Origin of the sequence: Lacrimispora amygdalina (assembly GCF_003432035.1) — a bacterium.
GTDB classification, from domain to species: Bacteria; Bacillota; Clostridia; order Lachnospirales; family Lachnospiraceae; genus Lacrimispora; species Lacrimispora amygdalina.
The window spans coordinates 110,587-135,189 of the sequence record NZ_QOHO01000016.1; the positions used below are offsets into that span (position 1 = coordinate 110,587).

28 protein-coding genes are annotated in these 24,603 nt (G+C 41.2%); 3 read left to right on the forward strand and 25 right to left on the reverse strand.

Translation table 11 applies throughout. The features are described 5' to 3' along the window. Positions 1-50: 50 nt before the first annotated feature. The 5 genes from DS742_RS05685 to DS742_RS05710 form a co-directional block, all read right to left on the reverse strand. A complete protein-coding gene (locus DS742_RS05685; RefSeq protein WP_015573050.1) occupies positions 51-590 on the reverse strand; it encodes a sigma-70 RNA polymerase sigma factor region 4 domain-containing protein in 540 nt (179 codons plus the stop codon). A 438-nt stretch (positions 591-1,028) separates the two neighbouring features. After that, entirely contained in the window at positions 1,029-1,760 is a 732-nt protein-coding gene (locus tag DS742_RS05695; RefSeq protein ID WP_117416045.1) for an ImmA/IrrE family metallo-endopeptidase, read from the reverse strand. Between the two features lie 19 nt (positions 1,761-1,779). After that, positions 1,780-2,031: a hypothetical protein gene (locus tag DS742_RS05700; RefSeq protein ID WP_014635881.1), complete on the reverse strand. Its 252-nt coding sequence runs from the start codon at positions 2,029-2,031 to the stop codon at positions 1,780-1,782. A gap of 2 nt (positions 2,032-2,033) precedes the next feature. Then, positions 2,034-2,333 carry a hypothetical protein gene (locus DS742_RS05705; protein WP_117416046.1) on the reverse strand — a complete coding sequence of 100 codons (300 nt, stop codon included), beginning with the start codon at positions 2,331-2,333 and terminating at the stop codon, positions 2,034-2,036. 12 nt (positions 2,334-2,345) lie between these two features. Continuing rightward, a complete protein-coding gene (locus DS742_RS05710; RefSeq protein ID WP_117416047.1) occupies positions 2,346-3,581 on the reverse strand; it encodes a DNA polymerase Y family protein in 1,236 nt (411 codons plus the stop codon). Between the two features lie 148 nt (positions 3,582-3,729). Here DS742_RS05710 and DS742_RS05715 point away from each other — a divergent pair, with 148 nt between their 5' ends. After that, a complete protein-coding gene (locus DS742_RS05715) occupies positions 3,730-4,140 on the forward strand; it encodes a helix-turn-helix domain-containing protein (protein ID WP_003525181.1) in 411 nt (136 codons plus the stop codon). 100 nt (positions 4,141-4,240) lie between these two features. Continuing rightward, the gene (locus DS742_RS05720) at positions 4,241-4,774 is read left to right on the forward strand and encodes an ImmA/IrrE family metallo-endopeptidase (RefSeq protein WP_117416048.1); all 534 of its coding nucleotides are present in this window, start codon (positions 4,241-4,243) and stop codon (positions 4,772-4,774) included. A 71-nt stretch (positions 4,775-4,845) separates the two neighbouring features. On the opposite strand, the gene DS742_RS05725 is transcribed toward DS742_RS05720, so the two are convergent. The 16 genes from DS742_RS05725 to xerA form a co-directional block, all read right to left on the reverse strand. After that, positions 4,846-5,310, reverse strand: coding sequence for a DUF3021 domain-containing protein (locus DS742_RS05725; protein WP_117416049.1), 465 nt, complete (start codon positions 5,308-5,310; stop codon positions 4,846-4,848). A 9-nt stretch (positions 5,311-5,319) separates the two neighbouring features. Beyond that, entirely contained in the window at positions 5,320-5,760 is a 441-nt protein-coding gene (locus DS742_RS05730; RefSeq protein WP_117416050.1) for a LytTR family DNA-binding domain-containing protein, read from the reverse strand. Positions 5,761-5,906: 146 nt separating this feature from the next. Next, on the reverse strand, positions 5,907-6,371 hold the full coding sequence (locus DS742_RS05735; protein WP_117416051.1) for a helix-turn-helix domain-containing protein: 465 nt from the start codon (positions 6,369-6,371) through the stop codon (positions 5,907-5,909). A 134-nt stretch (positions 6,372-6,505) separates the two neighbouring features. Beyond that, a complete protein-coding gene (locus DS742_RS05740) occupies positions 6,506-7,093 on the reverse strand; it encodes a helix-turn-helix transcriptional regulator (RefSeq protein ID WP_117416052.1) in 588 nt (195 codons plus the stop codon). 287 nt (positions 7,094-7,380) lie between these two features. Further along, the gene (locus DS742_RS05745) at positions 7,381-8,253 is read right to left on the reverse strand and encodes a sigma-70 family RNA polymerase sigma factor (protein ID WP_117416053.1); all 873 of its coding nucleotides are present in this window, start codon (positions 8,251-8,253) and stop codon (positions 7,381-7,383) included. Positions 8,254-8,299: 46 nt separating this feature from the next. Then, a complete protein-coding gene (locus DS742_RS05750; RefSeq protein WP_117416054.1) occupies positions 8,300-8,716 on the reverse strand; it encodes a YjdF family protein in 417 nt (138 codons plus the stop codon). A gap of 200 nt (positions 8,717-8,916) precedes the next feature. Next, complete coding sequence (locus DS742_RS05755) at positions 8,917-9,315, reverse strand: HIRAN domain-containing protein (RefSeq protein WP_117416055.1); 399 nt, start codon at positions 9,313-9,315, stop codon at positions 8,917-8,919. Positions 9,316-9,319: 4 nt separating this feature from the next. Beyond that, positions 9,320-10,225 (reverse strand): coiled-coil domain-containing protein, encoded by a 906-nt coding sequence (locus tag DS742_RS05760; RefSeq protein ID WP_117416056.1) that lies wholly within the window; start codon positions 10,223-10,225, stop codon positions 9,320-9,322. 16 nt (positions 10,226-10,241) lie between these two features. Next, complete coding sequence (locus DS742_RS05765; RefSeq protein ID WP_117416057.1) at positions 10,242-11,753, reverse strand: hypothetical protein; 1,512 nt, start codon at positions 11,751-11,753, stop codon at positions 10,242-10,244. Positions 11,754-11,769: 16 nt separating this feature from the next. Continuing rightward, a complete protein-coding gene (locus DS742_RS05770) occupies positions 11,770-12,411 on the reverse strand; it encodes a hypothetical protein (protein WP_117416058.1) in 642 nt (213 codons plus the stop codon). Between the two features lie 26 nt (positions 12,412-12,437). Continuing rightward, positions 12,438-13,466: a 5-methylcytosine-specific restriction endonuclease system specificity protein McrC gene (gene mcrC, locus DS742_RS05775; protein WP_117416059.1), complete on the reverse strand. Its 1,029-nt coding sequence runs from the start codon at positions 13,464-13,466 to the stop codon at positions 12,438-12,440. Continuing rightward, the gene (locus DS742_RS05780) at positions 13,463-15,592 is read right to left on the reverse strand and encodes a DUF8426 domain-containing protein (protein ID WP_117416060.1); all 2,130 of its coding nucleotides are present in this window, start codon (positions 15,590-15,592) and stop codon (positions 13,463-13,465) included. The genes mcrC and DS742_RS05780 overlap by 4 nt, the downstream gene beginning before the upstream one ends. Positions 15,593-15,609: 17 nt before the next feature. Then, complete coding sequence (locus DS742_RS05785) at positions 15,610-18,675, reverse strand: type I restriction endonuclease subunit R (RefSeq protein WP_117416061.1); 3,066 nt, start codon at positions 18,673-18,675, stop codon at positions 15,610-15,612. Between the two features lie 92 nt (positions 18,676-18,767). After that, positions 18,768-18,974 carry a hypothetical protein gene (locus DS742_RS05790; protein ID WP_117416062.1) on the reverse strand — a complete coding sequence of 69 codons (207 nt, stop codon included), beginning with the start codon at positions 18,972-18,974 and terminating at the stop codon, positions 18,768-18,770. After that, positions 18,967-20,076, reverse strand: coding sequence for a restriction endonuclease subunit S (locus tag DS742_RS05795; RefSeq protein WP_117416063.1), 1,110 nt, complete (start codon positions 20,074-20,076; stop codon positions 18,967-18,969). Before DS742_RS05795 ends, DS742_RS05790 begins: the two co-directional genes overlap by 8 nt. Before the next feature lie 14 nt (positions 20,077-20,090). Next, positions 20,091-21,074 (reverse strand): site-specific tyrosine recombinase/integron integrase, encoded by a 984-nt coding sequence (xerA, locus tag DS742_RS05800; RefSeq protein WP_117416064.1) that lies wholly within the window; start codon positions 21,072-21,074, stop codon positions 20,091-20,093. 89 nt (positions 21,075-21,163) lie between these two features. On the opposite strand from xerA, the gene DS742_RS05805 reads away from it, so the two are divergent. Further along, on the forward strand, positions 21,164-21,826 hold the full coding sequence (locus tag DS742_RS05805; RefSeq protein WP_278335929.1) for a restriction endonuclease subunit S: 663 nt from the start codon (positions 21,164-21,166) through the stop codon (positions 21,824-21,826). Here DS742_RS05805 and DS742_RS05810 read toward each other — a convergent pair. From DS742_RS05810 to DS742_RS05825, 4 genes are all read right to left on the reverse strand, one after another. Next, positions 21,823-22,326 (reverse strand): restriction endonuclease subunit S, encoded by a 504-nt coding sequence (locus DS742_RS05810; protein WP_117416066.1) that lies wholly within the window; start codon positions 22,324-22,326, stop codon positions 21,823-21,825. The genes DS742_RS05805 and DS742_RS05810 overlap by 4 nt on opposite strands. Next, positions 22,316-23,821: a class I SAM-dependent DNA methyltransferase gene (locus tag DS742_RS05815; protein WP_117416067.1), complete on the reverse strand. Its 1,506-nt coding sequence runs from the start codon at positions 23,819-23,821 to the stop codon at positions 22,316-22,318. The genes DS742_RS05810 and DS742_RS05815 overlap by 11 nt, the downstream gene beginning before the upstream one ends. A gap of 96 nt (positions 23,822-23,917) precedes the next feature. Then, positions 23,918-24,127 carry a helix-turn-helix domain-containing protein gene (locus DS742_RS05820; protein ID WP_066733245.1) on the reverse strand — a complete coding sequence of 70 codons (210 nt, stop codon included), beginning with the start codon at positions 24,125-24,127 and terminating at the stop codon, positions 23,918-23,920. 169 nt (positions 24,128-24,296) lie between these two features. Beyond that, the gene (locus tag DS742_RS05825; protein WP_117416068.1) at positions 24,297-24,515 is read right to left on the reverse strand and encodes a hypothetical protein; all 219 of its coding nucleotides are present in this window, start codon (positions 24,513-24,515) and stop codon (positions 24,297-24,299) included. Between the last annotated feature and the right edge of the window lie 88 nt (positions 24,516-24,603).

The following is a 24,603-nucleotide window of genomic DNA, read 5'->3' on the forward strand; positions in this document are numbered from 1 at the left end:
AATTAACCCCTTCACTTGTTTGAAATGGGAGAACGTTTTTGGGGGGTGTTTTAGAAAAATTTCCTCAACTTTTTTATTGCACTGTTTACCGATTCCCTTACAGAAGTAAAATCGACTCCTTCTTCATCTGCGATTTTTTCAAGTGTTTTGTTGTAGAAGAAATACTTAAAAACTCTGCGTTTCTGTGTTTCGCTTAAGTAACACAAAACCTCCCGAAGTCGCTTAATATTGTCTTTCAGCATTATTTCTTCGATTGGGTCTGTATCGACTGCCAATTCCGGATGATGCACTTCAAATTCTCCGTCATTGATGTCAAATGCGTGTCCGAAAAGAAGCCTTCTCATTCTCTCTCTTGCTTCGTAGTTCTGATATTCCGTTATCACTTCTCCCTGAGCCATAGAAAGCAGAATGAACGGAGTGTACCGACGGATAACATCAGGGTATTTAACCCACAATTCTTCTTCCGCCAGTTCTGTTACAATCGCCCATTTCTCCGTGCCGGTGTAACCGTGGTATTCATACCGCAAGTTGATGAGCTTGCAGTCGTTCGCAAATAATAGTTCCTGTTGTTCTAATGTAAGTTTTGTCATTGTCGTAATCTCCTTGAATTTGAATTTTTGAATTTGGTTGAAATCAAAAATTCGGAGATTACGGATACTTGGCGATATATGCCAGCCACTTATATGTCACGGTCTTGCTCCTTTCGGGAGCGACAAAAAAGCCGGACACCAAGAACATTAGGATATTTCTATCCCGTAATTCTCAGCGTCCGGCAATTTGATGACTCAGGAGCTTTCGCTCAAGGACTCGTGGCTCGGTACATCTGTCCGATATTTAATTGTTCGCTCTGTTATCGTTCTTTACTAATCTGTACTTGACCGTTCCTTTGCGGAGGGACAGGTCAACCTCTACTACTCTGTGGCAGTTCGGGCATTTCAGTTCAATAACGCCTGTGGTCATTGTTACTTTGTCGAAAATACGCCAGCCACAGTTTTTGCACCTTACTATTATCTTTTGTTCCAATGTTTTCACAGTTTGCTCACCTCCGGATAAACAGTGACCAAATCAAAAGGATTGTCAAGATACTCCTTTTTCATAAGTCCGAGCTGTTTCATTCGTATGGCAAGAGCCTTTTTGGAACACCCCAAAAAATCGGCAAGAGCGTCAAACCTTTTATATACCTCCGGAAAATAAATCTTATTCAGGCACTCTATTTTGTCTCCGAGATTGAACAGATACATTCCTTGTTTTATGAGGTTTTCAGGAAGAAGAATAGCAGCTCCAAGCGTGTTTGCCTGCCATTCCTCCCAATCAGATATTGGCTTATTCCTCTCGGAATTTGCCTTGTAATAATGTACTCCGGCAGATTTCTGTGTTACACCGTAATCATTCGGGAACAACATCTTAAATATCTGATGGCTGCCCTCGTGCATTAAGGTGAAATTCTTTCTGCCTTTCAGCTTGCTGTCAAAGTTCAAGTCCTTTTCCACGAGAACGGTTTTCCCGTCCAAAAAGAAAAAGGCTTCGTTATCATCATCTTCAAATACCTGAACACCCATTTCCGTAAATGAGGTCATCCCGAGAATACTACCGTCATAGGATAGGTGCTGGTATTCGACATTCAATCCGAGAACCTTCTCCAAGAGAAGCTCCGGGTCAATTCTGTATATTTGTGTGTTACGGACATCGGGAAGTGCTATATATGCCTGAACATACTTGTCGGCTATCGCTTCGATGTCAAATCTCGATAAATGTTTCAAGTTACAAAACCTCCTACCATTAGGATTTTGCTTCTACAAACCACTTTCCGTTTTCTTCGTCGAACAGAAATGTGGGCTTGCCGCAAATCTGTACCGTGTAGCGGATACCGGTTCCTCCGACTTTGGTGGAAGCCGCACGGCATTTCTGAATTACACGGTCTATCTCATATTTTTCATCATTCTCAAACTTGATAAAATTCGGACGAGCCGTTCCATCAGGTCTGTGTGTTACATTTACTTCAACATAAACTTTTCTTCTATCGGATTCCATTTCTATACCTCGTAATTTCTCAAAGTCAAAACTAATCTTCCCAAGTGCTTGTATCCGTCGATGTTCTTATCCGACACCCTGTACTTAGGTCGGTCATCTCCGGCAGTATTGATGTAACAGGAAAGCCTTCCTTTCTTAAAGCGTTTTTTCTGGTCAAAGAAAAGAAACATTCCCTCATATATACCGTAGTCGGTAAAATGGTTTCCGCCGTCCGCACGGAAGATAACAATATCTTCGCTGCACCCCTGCAAAAAGCAGTCGGGTATCGCAACATAAGCCGTAACCTCTTTTTCGTCAATCACAATAAGCCCTCCTTAACCGACCATACCTGTCGGCATAGTGATTTCGGCTTTTTCCGGTGGTAGCCGCAGGTTCTGACACAGAACCCCATTCCTTATGCTGTCCTTTCCGAAGCGCCGTCTGATTTCTTCAACGCACTTTTCCATTCGCTCCAATTTGTCCTGTTTTGCGGCGTCCATAAACATATCTATTTGACGGGGCGTGTCTTGTGGAACAAGATTTATGGCTTGTACCGTCACAGAACGGATAGGGTTGTTCCACCCATATCTTTTTTCAAACAACTGAAAAGCGGTCTTTGCAATAATCATCGGAGACTGTGTAGGAAGTGCAATCTTCGTCTGCCATTGCCTTGTATTGAGCGTGTTGTCTCTAATATGTATTGCAACACCTTCTGCACTTAGTTCGTGAACACGGAGCTTGTGTCCGATGTCTTGGGTTAATTCGAGAAACACGGGCCACACCTGCTCCGGTTTCTCTAAGTCTGCTACTGTTGTTATACCGTGTCCTACGCTTTTTATAGGGGAAACGAAGTCTTTCTTGGCAACAAGGGAAAGGTCGTTGCCGTTGGCATAGTTCCATAAAACTACTCCGTTCTTTCCTAATCTTCTGCGTAAGAACTCAGGGTCGGTATTCGCTAAATCCCCGATGGTACGAATACAATAGCTGTCAAGCACTCGCTGGGTTGCCCGTCCTACACCGAGCAGGTCAGCGGCAGGAAGTCCCCAAATCTTTTCTCTGAATGTGTCCTTTGGTATCACGGTTACTGCGTCCGGTTTCTTCATATCCGAGCCGAGCTTCGCAAATATCTTATTAAAGGAAACACCTACAGAAATCGTCAAGCCGAGTTCAAACTTCATCGTTTCACGAATTTCATTTGCCACCTTTTCCGGCGAACCGAAAAGGCTCTCTGTCCCGCTAATATCCAGCCAACATTCGTCCATACCATACGGTTCAACTTGGTCGGTATATCGCTCATAAACGCTTCTCGCAAGCTTTGAGTATTTGATATACTCCTCATAATGGGGCGGCACTACAACCAAGTCCTTGCACTTCTGTTTAGCCTGCCATACTGCGTCCCCGGTTTTCACATCAAAAGCCCTTGCTTTGTAGTTCTTTGCAAGCACGATACCGTGTCGTTCCTCCACAGAGCCGCAGACAGCAATCGGATATTTCTTCAATGCGGGGTCGAGCATACATTCGACGCTGGCATAGAAGTTATTCATATCACAATGAAGTATGCTTCGTAACATTTTTAGAACCCCCTTGACATTTTGGGTAGTTTGGTGTACACTATGTGTAGTTCAACTTCCCGCTTCATATTATATACACTTCAACTGTACTTGTCAAGAGCAAATGGGTAGTTCAACTGTAAATATTCTTTTAAGGAGTGAAATCACAATGACATTCGGTGAAAAAGTCAAGGCTGAAAGAACAAAGCTTGGTATGAGTCAAGATGAGTTGGCAGCTAAAATCGGCGTAACCCGACGCATAATTGGTTCTTATGAAAATGATAAATCCCGTCCGAGAGGAATGGAAAGATATAAGAAACTGGCAGAATCCTTAAATGTAAATGTGAATTATCTGCTGTCTGAGGACGACGCTTTCATCGCCGATGTAGAGGATAAGTACGGACGCAGAGGAGCAAGACAGGCTCAGGAGTTGCTTGCAGAAGTTACCGGTCTGTTTGCCGGCGGCGAAATGGCTGACGAGGATATGCGTGAAATGGTTGACGCCATTCAGGAAGCATATCTCATAGCAAAGAAAAACAATAAAAAATACACCCCGAAGAAATACCGCAAAGACGAGTAATCCTCAAAGTGAACTAAGTCCAATATATGGGACACATAATAGTTTATAATTTATTATAGGGTTAATATCCGATATACTATAATATGGGAGGTGAGCCGGATTGGGGTATTACACTACGGCTGAGATTGTGAAAATCGTAAACAAGCTCATTGACCGCTGCGGTACTCGTGACCCGTACAAGGTTGCAAAAGAGCTTGATATCAATATCATCTACCGGAATTTTGACAAGCAGCGTGGAGCATACAAGGTTATTCTGAAGAACCGCTTTGTTTTTCTTAAAAACGGTATGCACCCGGTCGTGGAGCAGATAGTGCTATGGCACGAAATCGGGCACGATGTTCTACACAGGCAAGAAGCGGTTGCTGTTGGCGGGTTCAAAGAGTTCAACATCTTTGATATGAGAGAGAACCGTATGGAGTATGAAGCAAATATCTTCGCTTCTCAGGCTTCGCTCCCGGACGACACCATTTTGGAATACATTGAAAACGGCTATGACATTCAGCAGATTGCACGGGCAATGTGTTCTGACATAAACCTAATTGCTCTGAAAGTAGATACGCTGATTGCACAAGGCTATCAACTTCGCAAACAGGAACACCAAAACGATTTTCTTAAATACAGTAAAAAAATATAAGACCGTCAAGTCTCGTTTGAGTCTGACGGTCTTATATTGTTTGCCCTTTCTATGCGTTACAAGGTCACAACCTACTTTGTATCTTTACCTTTTCCGAAGCATTCGTTCATTCTTTTTATTTTGCGTTTCCAACTTAGATATTGGGCTATCCAAACAAGGACAAAAATCACAACGAAAATGCCTACATAGGAAAGGACACCTGCAATAGAATGTTTCATCCAGTTTGTTATATAGGCAATCGGTAACATTATTATACACGCAATCAAAAAGTATATGCCGCTTTGTTTGGCAAGGCTCCACGAATCAAGTTCCCAAATAACAGAAGCCATTGCAAAACCCGAACCCATTATACCACAGAGAACAGTCTGTAAAATGACGGCGTTCAACTCATTACCCATCGAACCGATTAACTCCGGTGTTACAGGATAATATGAGCCGTCTCCAACACATGCGGAAATAATCAATGTAATCACAAAACCAATTGCTATTCCGACAGGAAATCCTACTAATCCACGCGAAAGTATCTGCTTTTTCATTTTATCACCTCATATTCCTAATAATTGTTTGATTCTGGCGACATATCGCCTCGAAACATAAGTAACTGTTCCGTTCGAAAGAGAAACACAAATGGTGCCTGTAAAACTAAGGTCAAAGCCTCTTACTTTTTTGAGATTGATGATTTCAGAATTAGATATTCGCACGAACGAATTGCTTGCAAGGCGTTGCTCCGTTTCATACAGCCTTAGCCTGATAACATATTCCCCAAGTTCTGTTTCGGCATATACTTTCCCGTTTGAAGCGAAAATACGATAAATTTGATTTGGCTCCAATACGGTCACTTGTTCATCTTGGAAGCCTGCAATCACTTGTTTTTGTTCCCCGGCAAGCTTTTTCATTATTTCATTAACCTCATCTGTCACCTTGTTTGTCACAATGGTGATTTTCGGTTCAGTGCAGTGCTCATCGATTTTAATCTCAATTTGCATTTGCTTACCTCCTTTCCACGGCTTTAGTATAAGAATATCGGGAAACAAAGTCTACTGTTTCCCGATAGATGGTTATTATTTGACCATAGGTGGTATTTTGTAAAAAACAAGATGTTCTGTGTACTAAGTATAGCAGACATTGTCCTCTATTGCTTTGCGAATGAACGACCTATAATAAATACTCCAACGAGCATTTCTCCGACAGATATTCCCGCCATTAAGCCGGACAGAAAATCTCTGAAATCCGTTCCTCCGAGCAACTGCGAAAATGCAAGCAAAGCAATTCCCATTACAATCAGCAGAATACCGAGAATTGACATTCTCTGTTTTTCAAGCTGCTGTATTCGCCGGAGCATATCAAGTATTTGTTCTTCGTCAAACACTCGAATACTGTTGTCATCCTTTACCTCGCCGTCCATAAGCTCGGATACGGTAATGTCAAGCTCCTGACACAGCGGTTTTACAATACCGTAGTCAGGCATACATTTTCCACATTCCCATTTTGATACAGTCTTGTTGGACACGCCCAGTTTTTCAGCAAGCTGTTCTTGGGTTAGGTTTTTCTCTTTTCTTTTCTGGGCAATAAATTTGCCGATTGTAAGTTGGTTCATAACTTTACCTCCAATGTGTTTTTGCTTCTTTATTTTAATGCTGACTTATGCAAAAACACACCTCTCAAACGGAGAATATGCGTGGAATCGCCGGTTTTAATTTCAATTCATTGTTACTTCCTACAACAATTCACTCAATTCAAGAATATATGCATAAGAAGTCCAATCAAAATACAGACCAGGGCAGCAACACCGGCGCCAGCGAACACTTTCAAGATGTTTTGATACGGACGTTTTCCTGCTTCAACCGCTTTGTGGAGTTCATCTAATTTCTTTCCCTCTGTAAATGCGACTATTTCCTTATATGTCTGTATATCATTTTCTTTCTTGATTTTTTCAACCTTCAATGCCCAGAACATAGTAATAGCAAATAATATTCCGAACGGAATAAGCGCATACCATTTTAGCCACATAAACAAAGGCACAGCCGATAAAAGCAACACAATAAGATGAACTGCATAGATGGTACTGTAATGATTGAGCTTTTTTACTTCCTGCTCGTTGATGATTTCTTTCATTGTCTCTATATCTCCTTTTATAAGTTGGTCGAGAGATACCTTGAACAATGAACTGAGAAGCAGCAGGCTGTGAATATCGGGGTAGCTCTTTCCGTTCTCCCAATTTGAAATCGTCTGTCTTGTCACATATACCTTTTCAGCCAATTCCTCTTGGGACAGATTAAGCTCTGTTCGGTATTTTTTTATCTGTGCGTTCAGCTCCATAAAAATTCCTCCTTCGCAAGTGATTTGTTCTCTTGACCTACTCCGAGAATAATCACTTTTTCTTTTTCTGTCTATCAAACCTGTTTTACTTCGCTGAAAACACGGTGTCAAAAGTATTTGACAGCACTTAAATCCTTATAAAAATAGGTTGATGATTTCTTTAGCCCACGAAAGGTAAGTAGGCACAATAGAATCGAGCGATTGCTTTACAGTAGTAATATCCTGCGTGGAAAGCTCGCCGATTTTCTGAAATACACTTCCTGCGGCTTCGGTATCTCCTAACGCAATCATCTTTCTTTAATTAAGGTTTCTCGATTTCTATTACGGAGCATATGCCGCAGACAGCATATTTCCACCTGACGGATTCTATTATATGTGACTCCCATATTCTCAGCGACTTCTTTTTTGCTCATTGGTTTTCCGGTATATATTCCCCAAAGCTGAGATACGATTTCCTTTTGATGGTCGTTCATATCCGTATCCTCAAATGCAAATAGAAAACTGTCGCTGTCAAAATCAGGATTCAATTCATAATCAATAGTATTCGTTGTATTGCAATACCAAGCAATTCTCTCTTTAACCTTATCTAAATAAAGAGTTTGAGAGACAACTTTATCATATTGATATAGACGGTTTCTGCGTCTCACATCATACCAACCTTCTCGAACAAATTCTTCCCCAACCATTCCCGAACTCATTCCACCGGCAGCAAATCGTTCAATATAGACAAGGTGGTTGCTATAAATCCTCATACCAAACTCTTGGACAATACTCTTATATTTTTCATAGAAGAACTGTTCGTCCATAGGTAGTTTGTCATAGGTGAATTTGCGTGCTGCATATGCCCACCATAATGGCGCACCTCGGCTACCCCAATGCTTTGGAGGAGAAAGGAATAACTCATAGCCGTAATGCTGCCCTTCTTCTCGAAACCGAAGAAAAGGCATAGTTTCATCTAAATCTCCAAAAAGACGAGGAACTTTTTTAATCTGTTCAGCCATAAATAAATAATGATTATCCCCACAACCAAGCACCGCTTTTTCAAAGCCAATAATATCCCAATCAGGAAACAACTCTTTTCCGGCTTTGTCGAAGCACTCATACGCTGCCTGATGGTGTAGAATGTCATTATAGGTCAATTTATCGTATGGTATAGGCATAATAATCTCTCACAATCTTTGCTTATAACGGAATTGCACAGAGGCTTTATCTGCCCCTGTGCTTTTCCTTTTTCTTTTGCTGTCTCAGTTCAAACAAACGCTGTTCTTCAGCTTGCTTTTGCTCACGATTTTTCTTTTTGCGTTCTGTCTTATACTGTTCGTGTTGCAATTTTAATGCCTGTTGAGATTTTGTTCCGATACCTGTATTGGACATCTGCTTTTTTATCTCACGCTGCATACGCTTTGGATTTATATGCTTCTCCGCAACAGCAACTTCAACAGCCGGACTAAACTGCAAATTGTAATAGTGCTTCAAGACAAAATCATATACTTCGTAATCCTTCGGTTCTGCACCGAATGTTACCTTAGCTACTGATAGTTTACCATCCTCGATTCTCTCAAAAACGCCAACCCAAAACGGCTCGTCAAAAAACACCGACAGTTTGCCAACAGTCTCGCCCATAAATATCCCTCCTTGAATTTTATGAGCAAAGAACGGACAACCCGGAGGGGCAGGTTACTTACCCCATCGAAAGCGATGGGACGGCCGGGCTACCTACCGGCTCTGGCACATCGTATGTGCGTTGCGTTTTTATCCTTGCCTTCTATATAAAGTGCAAAGCACTATATAGCTAATTTTCTTTCTAAACCAAAGTTTTTGTTTTATTCGTGTAGGAAAACCTTAATATAAATCTTTACCCACGAGCCTTTCTTTTCCTTTGAGGTAATCTTACCGAAAAGGAGCTTCCCGGCATCCATCAGGCGAGCAAATATTACATTATCCTGCTTCGGTACATAACCGATTTTTACACCGTCAGCAGTCTTTATGACAATCGCTTGCTTATCATATCGGTTATCGGGTTCTCTGAAAAACTCAAGTCTGTCATCGTTATTCAGATGTGGCTCTAATTCTTCGATACCCTCAATATGGGTTGTCCCGGCTACATATGTATCAAAAAGAAATATATCTTTTTCAAAAGGTTTGGGTATGGAAAGCTCTCCGCCTTTGCCGTGCAAGAGTCCTACAAGTCCGTTGCCGCCGGATTTAACCAAATCTCCCATTATCTCACCTCAACATTTCTTCGATTCTCGACTTATAAATAGAGATAAGTTCGTTATACTGTTCAACAATATTTTCAAGTTCTTGTTTCTTCTGCTTGGTTCTCTCTGTATCCTCAAGAATATCCTTCATCGTGTACGGATACTCTGATTTGATATTATCAATACTCTCTCTTATAGATTTCAGAAGTCCCTGTAAACGCTCTCGTTCTTCGACAAGCTGTGCCATAGCGTCCTTATGCTGTTCAGGCAGCGGATTGTTTCCGACCATTTCGCCGATAATCCTCAATGTTTCCAAATCGCCGCTTTTATAGGCTGATACTGCATTATCAAATAATTGAACCTGTGCTTCTGAAACATCGGGGTTAATATCAGGGTGTAATGCCTTTACTATTTTACGATAGAGCTTTTTAAGTTCCTTGTTATCTTCGTCAGACAGAACTTCTGCCTTACTTCGTTTAAGAGCGTCATTCATCCTATCAATCTGCTCGTTGAGTTGTTTTTGATACTCTGCAAATTCGCTATCAAGAGTTTCCTCAATAGCAGAAATAATGACCTTTTCCTGTCTATTTTTCTTTGCCTGAATCAATTCGATTTTGCGTTTCAGTCGCAGAGCGGCACATTGAGCTTCATACGCCTTATACTCAATACTGCCGAGTTTTAGCATATATTCTGTCTCTATATTCTTACAGATAACGAATTGAAGCTCGTCACGCTCCAGCAAAAGCATTGACAGTTCTGTACGCATTTTTTCTACTTCGCTTTTCAGCTTTTCAAAGTCAGGGAATACAATAACATTACCCGATGAAGATACTTCTGTCGTCGTCTCGGCGTTTTCTTCTTCATCGTTCCTAAACATCATATACTCTGCGGCACGACCGGCAAGTCTTTTTCTGATTTCTTTTTCGTCCATTCAATCGCACCTCGCTTTACAGAACATAACCGACTTTTGATACGCCAATTACCCCTCGTCGTAAAAATGTAATATCTAAAGTGTCCGGCTCAAAAGTATCCGTTTCAAAGGTATCAAATGAAAATCCTTCCGGTTCAAATGTATCATACTGGAAAGACTCATATTCAAATGTTTCTATTCCCATTTGCTCAATAATCTCTTTTGGCAAGGTATAATCTTGTTCTACAAGACCAAACATTGTAAATCCTGAGTCCACACAAAATGATACAACCGCTTTATATCCGATATTGTAGGTAAAAGAACCGATGATTGAACCAACAAAACTACCAATCATATAACCTAATACCGGTACTTCTATGAACGCCTGAGAAATCCCACCGCCAATCAATGAACAAGCTGAAATATACATATCTCTGACAAGCTCGCCCGAAAGCTGAGTTCTTGTTTTCTTTCCAAGAGCAACTTGAAAAGCATTTTTGATAACATTCATCGTCAGAACAGTTACCGTACCAACAATCGTCGGGTCAACAGATTTAAGTGCTTCTCCCAAAAGTCCTGCTTTACAGGAAGCTGTAATAGCTGCTGACACACTTCCTCGGATAAATCCTTCTGCACCACCTGATACTGCTGCAAATCCTATCTTCTTAAACTGCTCAGCGTTGATTTCTCCGTTTTTCATCAAATAATCTATTGCCTTGATTATTTCCGGAGCAACTTTCAAGACAACAGAAATGGTAGCTGCCGTAAGCCCGGCTTTGAACGCCTGTTGAATAATGTAGTCGTATTTGATTAGTTCTTCGGTCGTAAGTCCCAATTCGTCTGCATTTATTTTTCCCTGTTTCGCCAGCGTTGCAAGAGCTTCTGCTTCCTTTTTTGAAAGTGGAATGGATTCAGCTCCTTTGTCGTCACTAAGGCGGTCTTTTAACAAATCAAGCGTTTCTTGATAACGATAAACCTGTTCCGGTCGCCTTGCAGCTTCGGTCTTAATCATTCGCTCAAGATACTGTGTTGCTTCTTCCAGTTGGTCACGGGGTATGATACGAATTTGCCCGGAGTAAATAGGGTCATTCAAAACATTTTCTGCATTATCATAACCTCTGCTACGCAAGAAATCTTCTAAATTATCTGTTCCTCCGTGGCTCTGATACTCCTTAAACCTTTGAAAAACACTTACAGCCTGTGCTTTTGCACTCGCTTGACCGTCACTATAATATTTTAGCCCGTACTTGTCTCCAAAGTTAGTTGAAATATCAGTTGAAGCGAAATCGTGGCTTCTATCCACAAAAGCTCTGTTTGATGAACCTTTCAGTGCGGAATCAATATTAAATGTTCCGGTATGCCAGAACTCCGCAACATCGCCTTTTAGCACATTAGAAGCAGTCTTAAAACCCTCCAAGGAATTCAAATCCTGAACGAGTTTATTTATCTCATCATTCACAGACGCAACATAGGAATCAGACATAGTGGCTGCGGCATAAGCAGAAGCATTTTTTTCAAAATATGTATATCCCTCTTCAAATCCAACCATTATGCTTCACGCCCCTTTATAAACCTAAAAACTTGCTCAGGTCATCTAAATAGAATTTCATTACAGCACAACTATATTGCTGTTCTTTAATCTTGCTGTTAAGCGTAAATTTCTTTACCGCCATCACACCGGCACCAATACCGGCGATTGGAACTAACGCTACCGGTGAGATAACTGCCAATGCTCCTGCTTTAGCAACTCCCGCAGCTCCAGCAACTCCCGCTGCTCCTGCGGCAGTACCTGCTTTCAGAGCTTTCTTATCTTTGCTCTTAATTAACTGCTCAACATTCTGCTGATAGTTCTGAGCGTATGAAATAAAGTTCTCATATTTATCAGCTTCAACGACTTTCTCAACAGAAAGCACAGCCTGCTTTCCAAGCCAGCCATATTTCATTCCAAATTCCGCAAACTCCATATTCATATGGGAGCTTTTTTCTTTAATAAGTTTATCCTGTCCGATAAAAAGAATGTATTGATTAGATGATAGCTGTGCGGCATTAGCTTTGTAGTCCTTTTCAAGCCATACCTGAGCAGCAACCTCTCCATCTTTTGTTCCTACTGTTTCATCTTCTGTATCATCTTCCAAGCTGATAAGCTGTGCAAGATAATCGCCGTATTGACGGCATTTTTCTTCACATACAATAATTAGCTTTTTCATTACATTAACCTCACTAAGTTCTATTATCATTCAAATTCAAAGCAGGAATGAACTATCTCATCTAACTGTCTCCGTATTTCTGAAAAATCACAATCCAAATCAAGCGTTTTTACTGAAATTGCATTACCGCCCATTTTGTAATTGTTGTTCGGTAATACCAATTCATCGGTCTTTGCATAAAGCAACATTCCCGATACATTGCCGGTGTTCTCTGTATCGAGGTTTTTAACATAAGTGAAAATCTGATACAGATTGCCTGAATGCAAAGTGTTTACATCATACTGCTTTTGCGTTGTATGAGAGTAATATTTTGCATCAATTACCAATGTCTTGTAGCCTTGTTTCAGCATAATATCGCTCTGCATAACCGGCAACATTTCTCTGTATCCGTCATCAGTATCCCACGGAATTTGAGAAGCCGACGCTTTTATTTCAGGATGTTCCTTCCTGTAATACTCAAGAATAAACTTTTCATATAGCCTGCACATACGCTGTTCATCAAGGAAATCCATCAACTTTGTGCTTCCGTCAGATGTTGTCTGCAACAATCCTTTAAGTATCAGGTAACAAATCGAAATCAGCATTTGGTATGTCTGATTGTTCTTGTTAAATTGCAGCTTCCAGTTTATACTTTCTCGGCTCAATGGCTCTACCTCTGAGAAATAGATGAGAAGTTTACGAAGCTGTTTTTTTCTGTCCTTGCTGATACTGCTTCTTACAAGAGTATCCATAGTCGTGCGGATAATTCGATTCATATAAGAGTTTACGGAAAACTCGTCATAATTACACACCAACTGCTTTTTCAGCATTGATTGCTCTTTTACCGAAGCGGAAATATCTATTTTGCCACGGAGAGCTGACAAGGGCTCTGTTTGAAGCACATATTCTTTACCTAATCCTCTTTTGATTTGCAACGAGACTCCCTTAATGAGAATGGCTGCACATAGTTCAGCGACATTATCAAATTCTTCCGTCGCCACCTGTTTATATCCCTGCTCATTCAAGACTTGAAACGCATATGAAAGCATATAGTATATGTTTTGTATGCGTATCATTTTATTGCACTCCTTAAGGTTGCAGACCAGTCTCTTACCTTTGTCGGTTCATCAAACCAGTATTCCTTGATTAACGGTATCACTTCATACTCCACAACAGATTTGAGCCATTCATCGGTAATTTCATCGTCGGTACAGAAGTAACTATGTCCAATTCTGAAACCGTCTCCTAACGACTCGTCTGATGAAATTGTATTGTTAAGGGACTCAACAACGGTTATCAAGCTTTCCAGTTTTGGAGAGTTCTTTTCCGCCAAGTAATTCTTGAAACCTTCCGAAGAAAAAGCCGGTGCAAAATCAAAGAATGCGAACCTTCTTCTTAACGCATAATCCATAAGTGCAAGGCTTCTGTCCGCTGTGTTCATCATTCCGATAATTCTCACATTCTGAGGAACTGTGAACCATTCGTTTGAATAGAGCAGTTTTATCTTTTCGCCACGCTTGTCTTTCTCAATCAACATCATCAACTCGCCGAGTATTTTACTCAAATTGCCACGGTTAATTTCATCAATGATGAAGAAATAAGGTCTTTCATTATCTTCTTCCGCTTCCTTGCAGAACTTGTAGAACGCACCGTTTTCAAGTTCAAATCCTTCTTTTGAAGGTCTGTATCCCTGAATGAAATCTTCATAAGAGTAGCTTTGATGGAACTGCACCATTGCTACACGGCTGGTGTCTTTCTGTCCCATTATGGAATAGGCAAGTCGCTTTGCGGCGAAAGTCTTGCCCACACCCGGAGCACCCTGCAAAATAACATTGTATTTTGCTTCAAGCAATTCTGTCAGGGTGTTATATGTATCTTCGTCCATATACACTTCATTCAGAAAATCGTCCTTTGAATATGGCGGATACTTGATTTCTTTCTGTTCCGACACTTCTTCCGGCGAGTCTTCTGCGAACAAATCAAGGAGCTTCTGAACATAATCAGGATAAGCCGATATGTTGGTAAGTGTTTTCATAACAGCCTGTCCGGGGTGTTCCCATTCGCCGTTATTCTGCCAGTCAACTTTTCTTATATGTTTATATGTGTCTCTTGATGAATCGTAAATATAATCGGAAGTCACAACACCTCTGCCGATTATTTTGTGCATTCCTTTTTTAACGAAAACCACATCGCCGACTTTAATCTCGTTTGCAAACTGCCATAGGCAATGAGCATTATTCTTGTAGGAATAGCTTGCGTCATAGACTTTCTTCATAAATTCTTTGATTTCTTCTTTAGAAGCAAAGTCTTTCAGGTTGGTTACTTCGTCCCAGCCTATCCCCATAATGCCATTCTTGAAAAACTCGTCCCACATACAAGCATTATCGCCGGGAGAATAAATCCAGTAATCTGTTTCCTTCACATTTGAGTCAACGGTTTTTGTCGGAGGTTCTTCCGGTTTTTCCGCTTGGCTGCTTTTCCACGCACAATAAGAAAGTTCAGGGAAGCTGTGGTATTCGTATTCTTTCTGATTGAGAGCATTTTTTGCCTGCTCACACATAAACAGATAACTCGTTCCGTCAGGCAAGCCTTTATTTATATCAGAGAAGATTGTTGTAAAATAGTGCGGCATATTATCGACATCAGTAATAAAGGCTCTGTTGGTTGAGTCTAAATTGATGAAGGTATAGGGTCTTACCCAATAAAGCCCCATCGTAATATTCCACTTAATCATCTTCTGCTTTGTTACTGTGTCATAGGCAGCAATGAAAGCGTTTTTATTTTCTGCGGAAGCTTCATCAGAGTAGGCAATCGCTTTTTCAAGTAAATCCCACAGATTATCTATATCGTGTTCTCCACGGTTTCCCTTATATGCGAAGAACCACGCACTTAAATTCATTACGACAGGAATACCGTCAAATTCTGTCGGAACAGCAGATTTTATTGAAAACTGTTTTGCAAATTGCTCCAACAAAGCAATTCGATTGGCATTGGTAATTCCTTTGTTAAATGAACCGAAGATAGTAAAAGGGCAAATATCCTCGTATGTTTCTTTGCCTTTTTCCTTGAATGGGAAGTTCATTCCTGCGTCTGAGAAAATAGTTTTCAGTTTTCCAATTAACTCGCTACGGTTGTTTTTATACTCCAATAGAGCAGTAGCCAGCTCCATATAGAAGTTTGTCCATTGAAATTTAATATCCATAATCGTCCTCCGTCACCTTATGCGTCCATCATATTATCCGTCCATAGCTCACACTGTGTCATAACCGTCTGAACAGCGTCCTCCATACCTTCCGGCGGATACTTGTGCTTTTTCAAAAGTTTCTTGATAAGCATACGCATTTTTGCTCTTGCAGACTCACGCTTTTGCCAGTCTATCGTTTTGTTCTTGCGGAGCGTATCTGCAAGCTCCTTTGTAATGGCAATCAGTTCATCGTTTTCGTAGAAGTCCTTAATTGCCTGTGGTTTTGTTAATGCGTCATAGAAAGCAAGCTCATCAGCAGTTAGTCCGAGCTTGTCGCCCTCTTTTTGTGCTGCGGCAATTTGCTTTGCCAATTTCAGCATTTCTTCGATGACTTCTTCATTGGTGAGCATACCGTTGAGATAAGCATTGAGAGAACGCTGCATAATTTCGCTGAATTTTTCGGACTTAACCACATTTGTCCTGCGATAGACCGACACCTGCTCCGCAATCAGTTTTTTCAAGAGTTCAACAGCAAGGTTCTTTTCCTTCATATTTGCGACTTCCTGAAGGAACTTCGGGTCAAACAGAGAAAACTCCTCTTTAATGTCTGAGAACAGGTTGATAACGCCGTCGCTCTTGATACTCTGCTTCAAAAGTTCATTGATTCTTGCGTTCATTTCCGGCAAGGAAATCTTCTTTCCGACGCCTGTATTTGTCAGCCTGAGTACCAATACACGCACGGACTCGAAGAACGCTGCTTCAAAGCGGCTGTCCTCATCAACCAAAGATGAACAGAGAGACAACGCCTGATGAAGCATAAGGGCTTCCTTTACAAAAGAGTCCTTCTCATCAACTCTTTCTCTGCCCATAATGAAGTTGACAGCACCACTAATAGTCTTTGCTCTTTCAAGGTCTGTGCCGTTTTGGAACTTGGAATAATCATATCCGTGGAATTTGTCACGGCAAACAGACAGCTTTTCCAAGAACTTCGGATAAGCAACCTTAGCAACATCGGTATCGCCGTAGTTTTTCTTATCACGGGAGGTATAGTCATTCATTGCCTGCTTTAAGGCGGTGGCAATACCTACATAGTCAACGACAAGTCCGCCTTCTTTGTCTCTGAACACACGGTTTACACGGGCGATTGCCTGCATAAGATTGTGTCCAGACATAGGCTTGTAAACATACATTGTGGCAAGAGACGGCACATCAAATCCGGTCAGCCACATATCAACAACAATAGCGATTTTCAAAGGACTGTTATTGTCCTTAAATTTCTTTGCAAGCTCGTCCTTATGGTGCTTGTTTCCAATAATCTGTCGCCATTCTTCCGGGTCATTATTACCGGAGGTCATAACGACTGCCACCTTTTCCGTCCAAGCAGGGCGAAGCTCCAAGATACGCTTGTAAATCTTCATAGCGATAGGGCGGGAATAGGCAACAATCATTGCCTTACCGGTCAACAGGTTTTCACGGTTATTCTCGTAATGGTCGAGAATATCGCAAACCAAAGAATTGATTGTATTATCATTTCCGAGAACAGCTTCCATCTGTCCAAGCTCACGCTTGCTCTTTTCAATGACTTCCTCATCTGCATTGGCTGCCATAATATCATACTCGGCGTCAATCAGTTTTAAGGTTGCTTCATCAAGGTTGAGCTTAATTACACGGCTCTCATAGTAAACCGGGCGTGTAGCACCGTCCTCGACAGCCTGCGTCATATCGTAGATGTCAATGTAATCTCCGAACACCTCACGGGTACTGCGGTCTTTGGAGGAGATAGGCGTGCCTGTAAAGCCAATGTATGTAGCATTCGGTAAGGTGTTACGGATAATACGGGCTGTACCGATAACACGCTTTGCAACATCTTCGCCTTCTTCGTTCTTTGTAATCTTTATTTTCTCGGCAAGTCCGTATTGACCTCTGTGTGCTTCGTCAGCCATAACAACGATATTATGGCGTTCGGACAGAGGCTCGTGGGACTCCTCAAACTTTTGCATTGTGGTAAAGATAATTCCGTTTGCCTGTCTGCCGGCAAGCAGAGTTTTCAAGTGTTCACGGCTTTCTGCGTGCATAGGCTCTTGTCTTAAAAAGTCCTTGCACTTTGCAAACTGTCCGTAGAGCTGGTCGTCAAGGTCGTTTCTATCAGTCAGAACAACGATTGTCGGGCTGTCTAATGCTTCCTGCAACAAATGGGCATAGAACACCATAGAAAGCGATTTTCCGCTTCCTTGTGTATGCCAGAACACACCGCCTTTACCGTCGGTAACGGTAGCGTGTTTTGTGGATTCAATCGCTTTTCTTACCGCAAAATACTGATGGTAGCCGGCAAGAATTTTGAAAGTATTGATACCCTCATTAGAAAAGCAAATGAAGTTTTTTATAATATCGAGCAATCTTTCTTTTTGGAATATACCCTCAAAGAAAGTGTCAAACTGAGCATACTGCGTGTTTTCATAGTCTCCGTCTTTGGTTTTCCACTCCATAAAGCGGTCTTCACCGGAGGTGATCGTACCCGCTTTGGAGGTCAACTGGTCGCTCATAACGCAAATAGCATTGTAAATGAACATAGACGGGATTTCCTGCATATAGTTACGGAGCTGCCTGTACGCTTCGGAAGCGTCCGTTTCTTCACGGGAAGGAGATTTAAGTTCAACCAATACAACAGGCAAACCATTCAAAAAGAGAATTACATCGGGGCGTTTATTGCTGTTCTCAATAAAAGTCCATTGGTTAGCTACGATAAAGGAGTTATTGTCGGGATTTTTGTAGTCAACAAGATAGACGATAGAGGAACGCTCCTCGCCGCCAACAAAAAATCTTACAGGAATACCGTTTTGCAGATAGTCCATAAAAACGGCGTTTTTCTGCACAAGCTCTCCGTTTTCAAAGTTTTTCAGCTTGAACAAGGCGTCCTGAATGGCGTCATCAGGCAACCCTCTGTTCAAACGATACAGAGAGTCAATCAGAACCTCCTCATATAACGGGCTGTAAAAATCCCTTTCAATATCGGGACCGTATGCGTACTCGTATCCCAAATCGTTTCTAAATAGCTCGATTACAGAGTTTTCATAATCGGCTTCGGTATATAATCCCGGCATAAATCTCTCTCCTTTACAGATTTATCATAATATAATTCTCAATTTTTGTGGTCTCCCGGCAGGCGACATATTGTAAACAATAATTTAGCGGCTTAATCCTTGAGCTTGTGATATTGCTTTTTCCAAGCTCTTGACGGTTTTTTACAAATACAATCCTCCGAGGAAAAAGCACAGACATTTGGTAATCCGTTGTTCCCGCATATATCTGGATTGTTTGCTCTACAACCGTAGGTTTGCAGTTCGGTATCTTGTGGATTAAGTGGTGCATTAAACGGTATTGAGAGGTCTTTCTTATTCATAATCCACCTCCGACATATCAATTTCACCACTCATAAGTTTGGGAAGTAGCGAATCTCTTGTTTCAGCAAGTTTCTTGTTCTCTATTCGATTTGAGATAATCAAGTCATAAATTGGCTGAAGCAATGCTCCGATTCGTTTGTAGTCCGCTTCATTAGGTATGAGCACTTCTGCTTTTGCAAGTTCATCACGTTTGATGTGACCCATTGTTGTAGCTTTATCAGCAGCAACGGCTATAAAGCGGTCAAGGTGGTGCTTTGTCCAAGCATAATAAAACCACTTATCATACTTGATTGATGATACCTTAAACAGATGTTGGTTCAAACCACAAAAACCGCCACACCAAAAGTCGACCAGCAGACTGCCTGACCAAGAGAAAATTACATCTCCATCGTGAATGATATAGTCACTTTTAATGCTTGGAGAACACAACTCGCTGTTATCATCACAACAACCTTGACGAAGCTCTTTGATTTTTAAGACGGGAATACCTATCTCGTTAGCAGATGGACGGTGTTTTTGCATAGCAAGACCGTTAAGATAGTCGGCAATGTCTATAAGGCTTGCCTGTTTCCAACCATCAGGCAATGACTGCAATGATAAAAACTCATTTGCAAAGATTGCCTGAGCTTGCTGCTCTAAATTATTGTTTATGCTCTCATTTGTTTTTATTTTTTCATCAAGTTTTTTTAGAAATATTCCAATTTTCTTTTGTTGTTCAACACTTTTTGGTACACAGATAGGTAATGTGTGAATATGATTTCTATTGAGTGTTGGAACAGCACTACCTCCTGCATAATTCGCCAAGTCCAAAGTTTTTAGAAAATAGAAAACAAAAATCGGGTCGTTTCCTTTGTAATCTTTAACATATAATGTTGTATTATGTGACCAAGTCTTCCCATAATATATAAATGGTTTTCCGACATTACCGCTTCGTCCAATAGTAATTGATGGCTCATTTGTTGTATACTTGTTGTGGAATCCAATAATACCATTTGAACCCACTACGGGATACTGTCCCTGCTGCATTTGGCTTTTGGGCAAATCGTGTCCTCTTTGAAAAGTAACTAAATCCCCCAAAGTACATTCAATCCATTCAGGCATAATCGTTTTCCTCTCTATCCAATGTATTTTCGATGAGCAATCTTAACATTGCTCTGTTTGACCATTGCGTACTGCAAGGTCGTATCTATCTTCCTATGCCCCAAGAGCTGTTGTAGTTGCTCAATAGGCATTCCTTTATCTATTGCCATAGTTGCAAGTGTACGCCTGAACTTGTGTGGGTGTACTTTTTGCAATCCTAACTGTTTTCCAAATTCTCGCAGACGAACCTCAACTCCGCCGATTTTCAGCCTTTCATGCGGCGATTTCAACGATACAAACAGTGCTGGATTATCGTCCGTTCTGCTCTCTAAGTAATTCTGCAAATGTATCTTAGTTCGAGCGTCAAAATAGACCACTCGTTCCTTGCTGCCTTTACCAAACACGATACATTCTCTCTCGTTAAAATCAATGTCATTGCGGTTAAGCAACACCATTTCGCCAACACGCATACCTGTTGAAGCCAGCATATCTATAATTGCCAAGTCTCTCAGTTCTGTACAGTTGTCCCTCATAAGCTCCAACGCTTCATCGGAATATGTCTCCTTGATGTTTGTGCCGGTCTTTACTCTATGTATTCGTCTGACCGGACTTTTCAGTATGTAATCCTCGTCCTCCAGCCAAGAAAAGAAGCTGGACAGGATACGGCGGATATTGTCTATCGTAACCTTGCTTGACTTCTTCTTTTCCTGATACTCAGTCAGGTATCCACGAATGTCATCCGTTACAATGTGCTTAACATCTTTGTTCAGCTCATCGAGCATTGCTTCAATGGTTGTCTTGTAGTATTTAAGAGATTTCTCGGAACAGCCCTCAATTCGCTTTGCCGATAAGAACAGCTCTACATAGTTCTGTTCCGAGTTACTCTTTTGATTTTGCTTCTCAGTTACCTCATACTTTGCAAGGGTATATTGTAAAACCTCCTGCAACTTCTCATTTTGTGCGTTATTCAGAAAAGGTAACATTCCCTGAATAACATCTTTGATTAAATCTTGTTTCATAGTCAATTCTCCTTTTAATAATTCTTAGAGAACGACTATGGGGCGGAAGTCCCCCGATATTAACTTCCGCCACCCACGGAAGTTATGGGATATGTTATAAGCTAAACAATAATTTAGAGCAGCAATCTAAAGCTCTTTATAAGGATTGGTTTTTTGATTTTACTCCGTTTTTAACCGATGGCAATCTTCCTGATGGCTGGAGACTTGGTACTGTCGGCGATATTATTCAGCTTCACGACTCTAAGCGAGTTCCTCTTTCAGGTGCAGAAAGAGACAAAATGGCGAAGATTTACCCTTATTACGGGGCTACATCAGTGATGGATTATGTTGACAACTATCTTTTCGACGGCATTTATCTTTTGCTTGGAGAAGATGGCACGGTCGTGGATAGTTTGGGTTTTCCAATTCTCCAATATGTCTATGGACAATTTTGGGTCAACAATCACGCTCACATCATAACAGGTAAAGAGGGCTTCTCGGTTGAAGAACTGTATTTATTCTTCAGTTTGACAAATATTAAATCAATCGTTACCGGAGCTGTTCAGCAAAAGGTTAGCCAACAAAACCTAAAGAAAGTTCCTGCTATCATACCAAGTAAGGACGCTTTGAGCGCCTTTGATGAGCTAATTCAACCAATTTTTTCTCAAATCCGTAACTTGAGAGATGAAAATGCCCGGTTAGCCGACCTAAGAGATACTCTTTTACCTAAATTGATGTCCGGCGAGCTTGATGTCTCTGACATTGACATTTAAGCCGCTAAATTATTGTTTATCGCATTGTTCAGTTCGATTTTTTCATCAATAGATTTTAATATGCTTGAAATCCTTCTTTGCAACTCAATATCCATTACGGGTACTTCGTATTGCATTATGGAAGTTTTATCACCTCTCGGCATTTTTGTCCCTTTTGAGGTAGCCATTGAATAAGCAAAAAACTCATCATTTGCAAGTATGTAGTAAAGGAAGTCTTTGTCCGTATTAGAATTTGCTGCAAATACTAACACATCATTTGAACACCCACCATCATACTTTGCTTTCCATATCTTTTTGAAATAAGGTCTAATATTTGAAACCAGCACATCTCCTTTTCTATACTCCTGCGTAAGTGGTACAGTTGGCAAAGAACTTGCTTCCGTGATTCCACCCTTATTTGGTAGCATATTTTCAGTAGAAATATAATTATTTGTGTTTAATCTATCGACCGAAATTTTACCTCTTCTAAAAGAACAAATATCTGACAGTTTACACTTCATACCCAATCGCCCCCAGTTTCTTACGGATTTCGTCCTCTAATTCGTGGGACTTTGCAAACATCTCAGATAATTCGGAGGTAAGGCGAGCCATCTTTTCTTCAAACGGTTCTCCGTCATCCTCGACTTCTTCAATGCCGACATATCTGCCCGGTGTCAAGATGAAGTCCTGCTTTTCGATTTCCTGAAGGTCGGCAACCGCACAGAAACCCTTCACATCTTCAAGTGTCCCTTCTTGGAAAGCGGTAAATGTATCTGCCAGCTTTTGAATATCCTCGTCCGTAAAATCTCTGTGCTTGCGGTCAACCATATAACCCATCTTGCGAGCGTCGATAAACAGCGTTTTGCCTTTTTGCTTCTTGTTCTTTGAAATAAACCAAAGTGTTACCGGAATCGTAACGCTGTAAAAGAGCTGCGTCGGCAGAGCAACAATACCTTCCACAAGGTCAGCCTGAATGATATTCTTTCTGATTTCGCCTTCACCGCTGGACTGAGAGGACAACGCTCCGTTTGCAAGCACAAGACCAATCTTTCCGTTCGGTGCAAGGTGATGTATCATATGCTGAATCCACGCATAGTTGGCGTTTCCGGCAGGCGGTGTTCCGTATTTCCAACGAACATCGTCTTTGAGTTTTTCCTGTCCCCAGTTGGAAAGGTTGAACGGCGGATTTGCCATAATGAAATCTGCTTTCAGCGTTTTATGTAAGTCGTTAAAAAATGTATCCGCCTGATACGGACCGAAATCGGCATCTATGCCACGAATAGCCATATTCATTTTAGCCATCTTCCAAGTATCGGCATTAGACTCCTGACCGTAAACGGCGATTTCTCCACGCTTTCCGCTATGAGCCTGAATGAACTTTGCACTCTGTACGAACATACCGCCCGAACCGCAGCAAGGGTCATATACACGGCAGTTTTTGAACGGTTTTAGTATGGCAACGATTGTTTTTACAATACTTGCCGGGGTGTAGAACTCACCGCCTTTAACGCCTTCATAAGCGGCAAATTGCTGAATGCAATACTCATAGGTTCTGCCGAGAAGGTCTTTGCTTTCTTCTGTGTCTCCCATATCCATATTGGTAAACAGGTCAACAACATCACCTAAAACACGCTTGTCCAAATCAGGGCTGGCATAGTTTTTAGGAAGCACATTTTTAAGGGTGGTGTTTTCTTTTTCGATGGCTCTCATAGCGTCATCAATAACCGTACCGATTTCCGGTGTATGAGCAGCAGAAGCAATCTTACTCCAACGAGCGTCCTCCGGCACAAAGAAGATATTATCTTCTACATAGGCGTCTCTATCGTCCTCAAAGCCGTCGCCCTCAGCAACAAGCTCCTGATAGCGTTTTTCAAAAGCACTTGAAATGTAACGCAGGAAAATAAGACCTACGATAACCTTTCTGTATTCTGCTGCGGGGATATGCCCCCAAAGGACACACGCTGCGTCCCAAATCTGTTTTTCAAAGCCGATATTGGCGTTATTTCCGGTAGCCATAACACAAATCCTTTCTCCATTTATTATAACGAAAACTTATCGTCGCAAATATCCATTATCATTTTAGCAATAGTGGTGTCCCATAAAACGGACTTATCACTTATCTTCGGGTAAAACTTCCATAATATCATCAACAGTACAATTCAAAGCTCTGCATATTTTAGCAAGGGTATCTGTTGTAACGGCTTCATCATTGCCCAGTTTACGCATTGTGTATTTTGTAAGCTCTGCGGTTTCCTGTAAATCTTTCTTTTTCATATCTCTGTCCAGCAAAATATGCCACAGTTTCTTATATGTAACTGCCATTCGTGTCCTTCCTTTCAGTGTGTTTCAACGAGAATATAGTAACTCATTAAAGAGTATAGCACAAAACACTCCGATTTTCAATATAATTACTGCTATTTCGCACTTTTTCGCTTTAAGGCAATCTCGACACCAACTATTCGTTATATTAAAAAAGAGGTGCGATTGCACCTCAACTACACAGCTTATTCTCTTGAACCATCAGGGAGATAGAAGCAATGACCTTTTCCACCGGAGGTTCTTTTCCGTCCGGGGCTATCTGTTTCCAAAATGCCTGTGCCGTAGGGTCTGTGCTTTTCATAGCCGCCCTGATAGCAACCCTCATTTCATCTCTGATTTCTTGTTCACTCATTTTATGTGCTTTTGCAACTTCCTTAATTACGTTCTTCAATACATTTCCTCCTATGTCTTATGGTGAGTATCTATCACTAACAGTTATAGTTATAGCACAACCGATTTGTCGAAGTCCCGCAATACTT

What these genes read in the sequence shown, in the direction of transcription:
- DS742_RS05685 (WP_015573050.1), bottom strand. Translation starts at nt 590, where the DNA reads ATGACAAAACTTACATTAGAACAACAGGAACTATTATTTGCGAACGAC.
- DS742_RS05700 (WP_014635881.1), bottom strand. Translation starts at nt 2,031, where the DNA reads ATGGAATCCGATAGAAGAAAAGTTTATGTTGAAGTAAATGTAACACAC.
- DS742_RS05710 (WP_117416047.1), bottom strand. Translation starts at nt 3,581, where the DNA reads ATGTTACGAAGCATACTTCATTGTGATATGAATAACTTCTATGCCAGC.
- DS742_RS05715 (WP_003525181.1), top strand. Translation starts at nt 3,730, where the DNA reads ATGACATTCGGTGAAAAAGTCAAGGCTGAAAGAACAAAGCTTGGTATG.
- DS742_RS05725 (WP_117416049.1), bottom strand. Translation starts at nt 5,310, where the DNA reads ATGAAAAAGCAGATACTTTCGCGTGGATTAGTAGGATTTCCTGTCGGA.
- DS742_RS05730 (WP_117416050.1), bottom strand. Translation starts at nt 5,760, where the DNA reads ATGCAAATTGAGATTAAAATCGATGAGCACTGCACTGAACCGAAAATC.
- DS742_RS05735 (WP_117416051.1), bottom strand. Translation starts at nt 6,371, where the DNA reads ATGAACCAACTTACAATCGGCAAATTTATTGCCCAGAAAAGAAAAGAG.
- DS742_RS05740 (WP_117416052.1), bottom strand. Translation starts at nt 7,093, where the DNA reads ATGGAGCTGAACGCACAGATAAAAAAATACCGAACAGAGCTTAATCTG.
- DS742_RS05745 (WP_117416053.1), bottom strand. Translation starts at nt 8,253, where the DNA reads ATGCCTATACCATACGATAAATTGACCTATAATGACATTCTACACCAT.
- DS742_RS05750 (WP_117416054.1), bottom strand. Translation starts at nt 8,716, where the DNA reads ATGGGCGAGACTGTTGGCAAACTGTCGGTGTTTTTTGACGAGCCGTTT.
- DS742_RS05755 (WP_117416055.1), bottom strand. Translation starts at nt 9,315, where the DNA reads ATGGGAGATTTGGTTAAATCCGGCGGCAACGGACTTGTAGGACTCTTG.
- DS742_RS05760 (WP_117416056.1), bottom strand. Translation starts at nt 10,225, where the DNA reads ATGGACGAAAAAGAAATCAGAAAAAGACTTGCCGGTCGTGCCGCAGAG.
- DS742_RS05765 (WP_117416057.1), bottom strand. Translation starts at nt 11,753, where the DNA reads ATGGTTGGATTTGAAGAGGGATATACATATTTTGAAAAAAATGCTTCT.
- DS742_RS05770 (WP_117416058.1), bottom strand. Translation starts at nt 12,411, where the DNA reads ATGAAAAAGCTAATTATTGTATGTGAAGAAAAATGCCGTCAATACGGC.
- mcrC (WP_117416059.1), bottom strand. Translation starts at nt 13,466, where the DNA reads ATGATACGCATACAAAACATATACTATATGCTTTCATATGCGTTTCAA.
- DS742_RS05780 (WP_117416060.1), bottom strand. Translation starts at nt 15,592, where the DNA reads ATGGATATTAAATTTCAATGGACAAACTTCTATATGGAGCTGGCTACT.
- DS742_RS05785 (WP_117416061.1), bottom strand. Translation starts at nt 18,675, where the DNA reads ATGCCGGGATTATATACCGAAGCCGATTATGAAAACTCTGTAATCGAG.
- DS742_RS05790 (WP_117416062.1), bottom strand. Translation starts at nt 18,974, where the DNA reads ATGAATAAGAAAGACCTCTCAATACCGTTTAATGCACCACTTAATCCA.
- DS742_RS05795 (WP_117416063.1), bottom strand. Translation starts at nt 20,076, where the DNA reads ATGCCTGAATGGATTGAATGTACTTTGGGGGATTTAGTTACTTTTCAA.
- xerA (WP_117416064.1), bottom strand. Translation starts at nt 21,074, where the DNA reads ATGAAACAAGATTTAATCAAAGATGTTATTCAGGGAATGTTACCTTTT.
- DS742_RS05810 (WP_117416066.1), bottom strand. Translation starts at nt 22,326, where the DNA reads ATGAAGTGTAAACTGTCAGATATTTGTTCTTTTAGAAGAGGTAAAATT.
- DS742_RS05815 (WP_117416067.1), bottom strand. Translation starts at nt 23,821, where the DNA reads ATGGCTACCGGAAATAACGCCAATATCGGCTTTGAAAAACAGATTTGG.
- DS742_RS05820 (WP_066733245.1), bottom strand. Translation starts at nt 24,127, where the DNA reads ATGGCAGTTACATATAAGAAACTGTGGCATATTTTGCTGGACAGAGAT.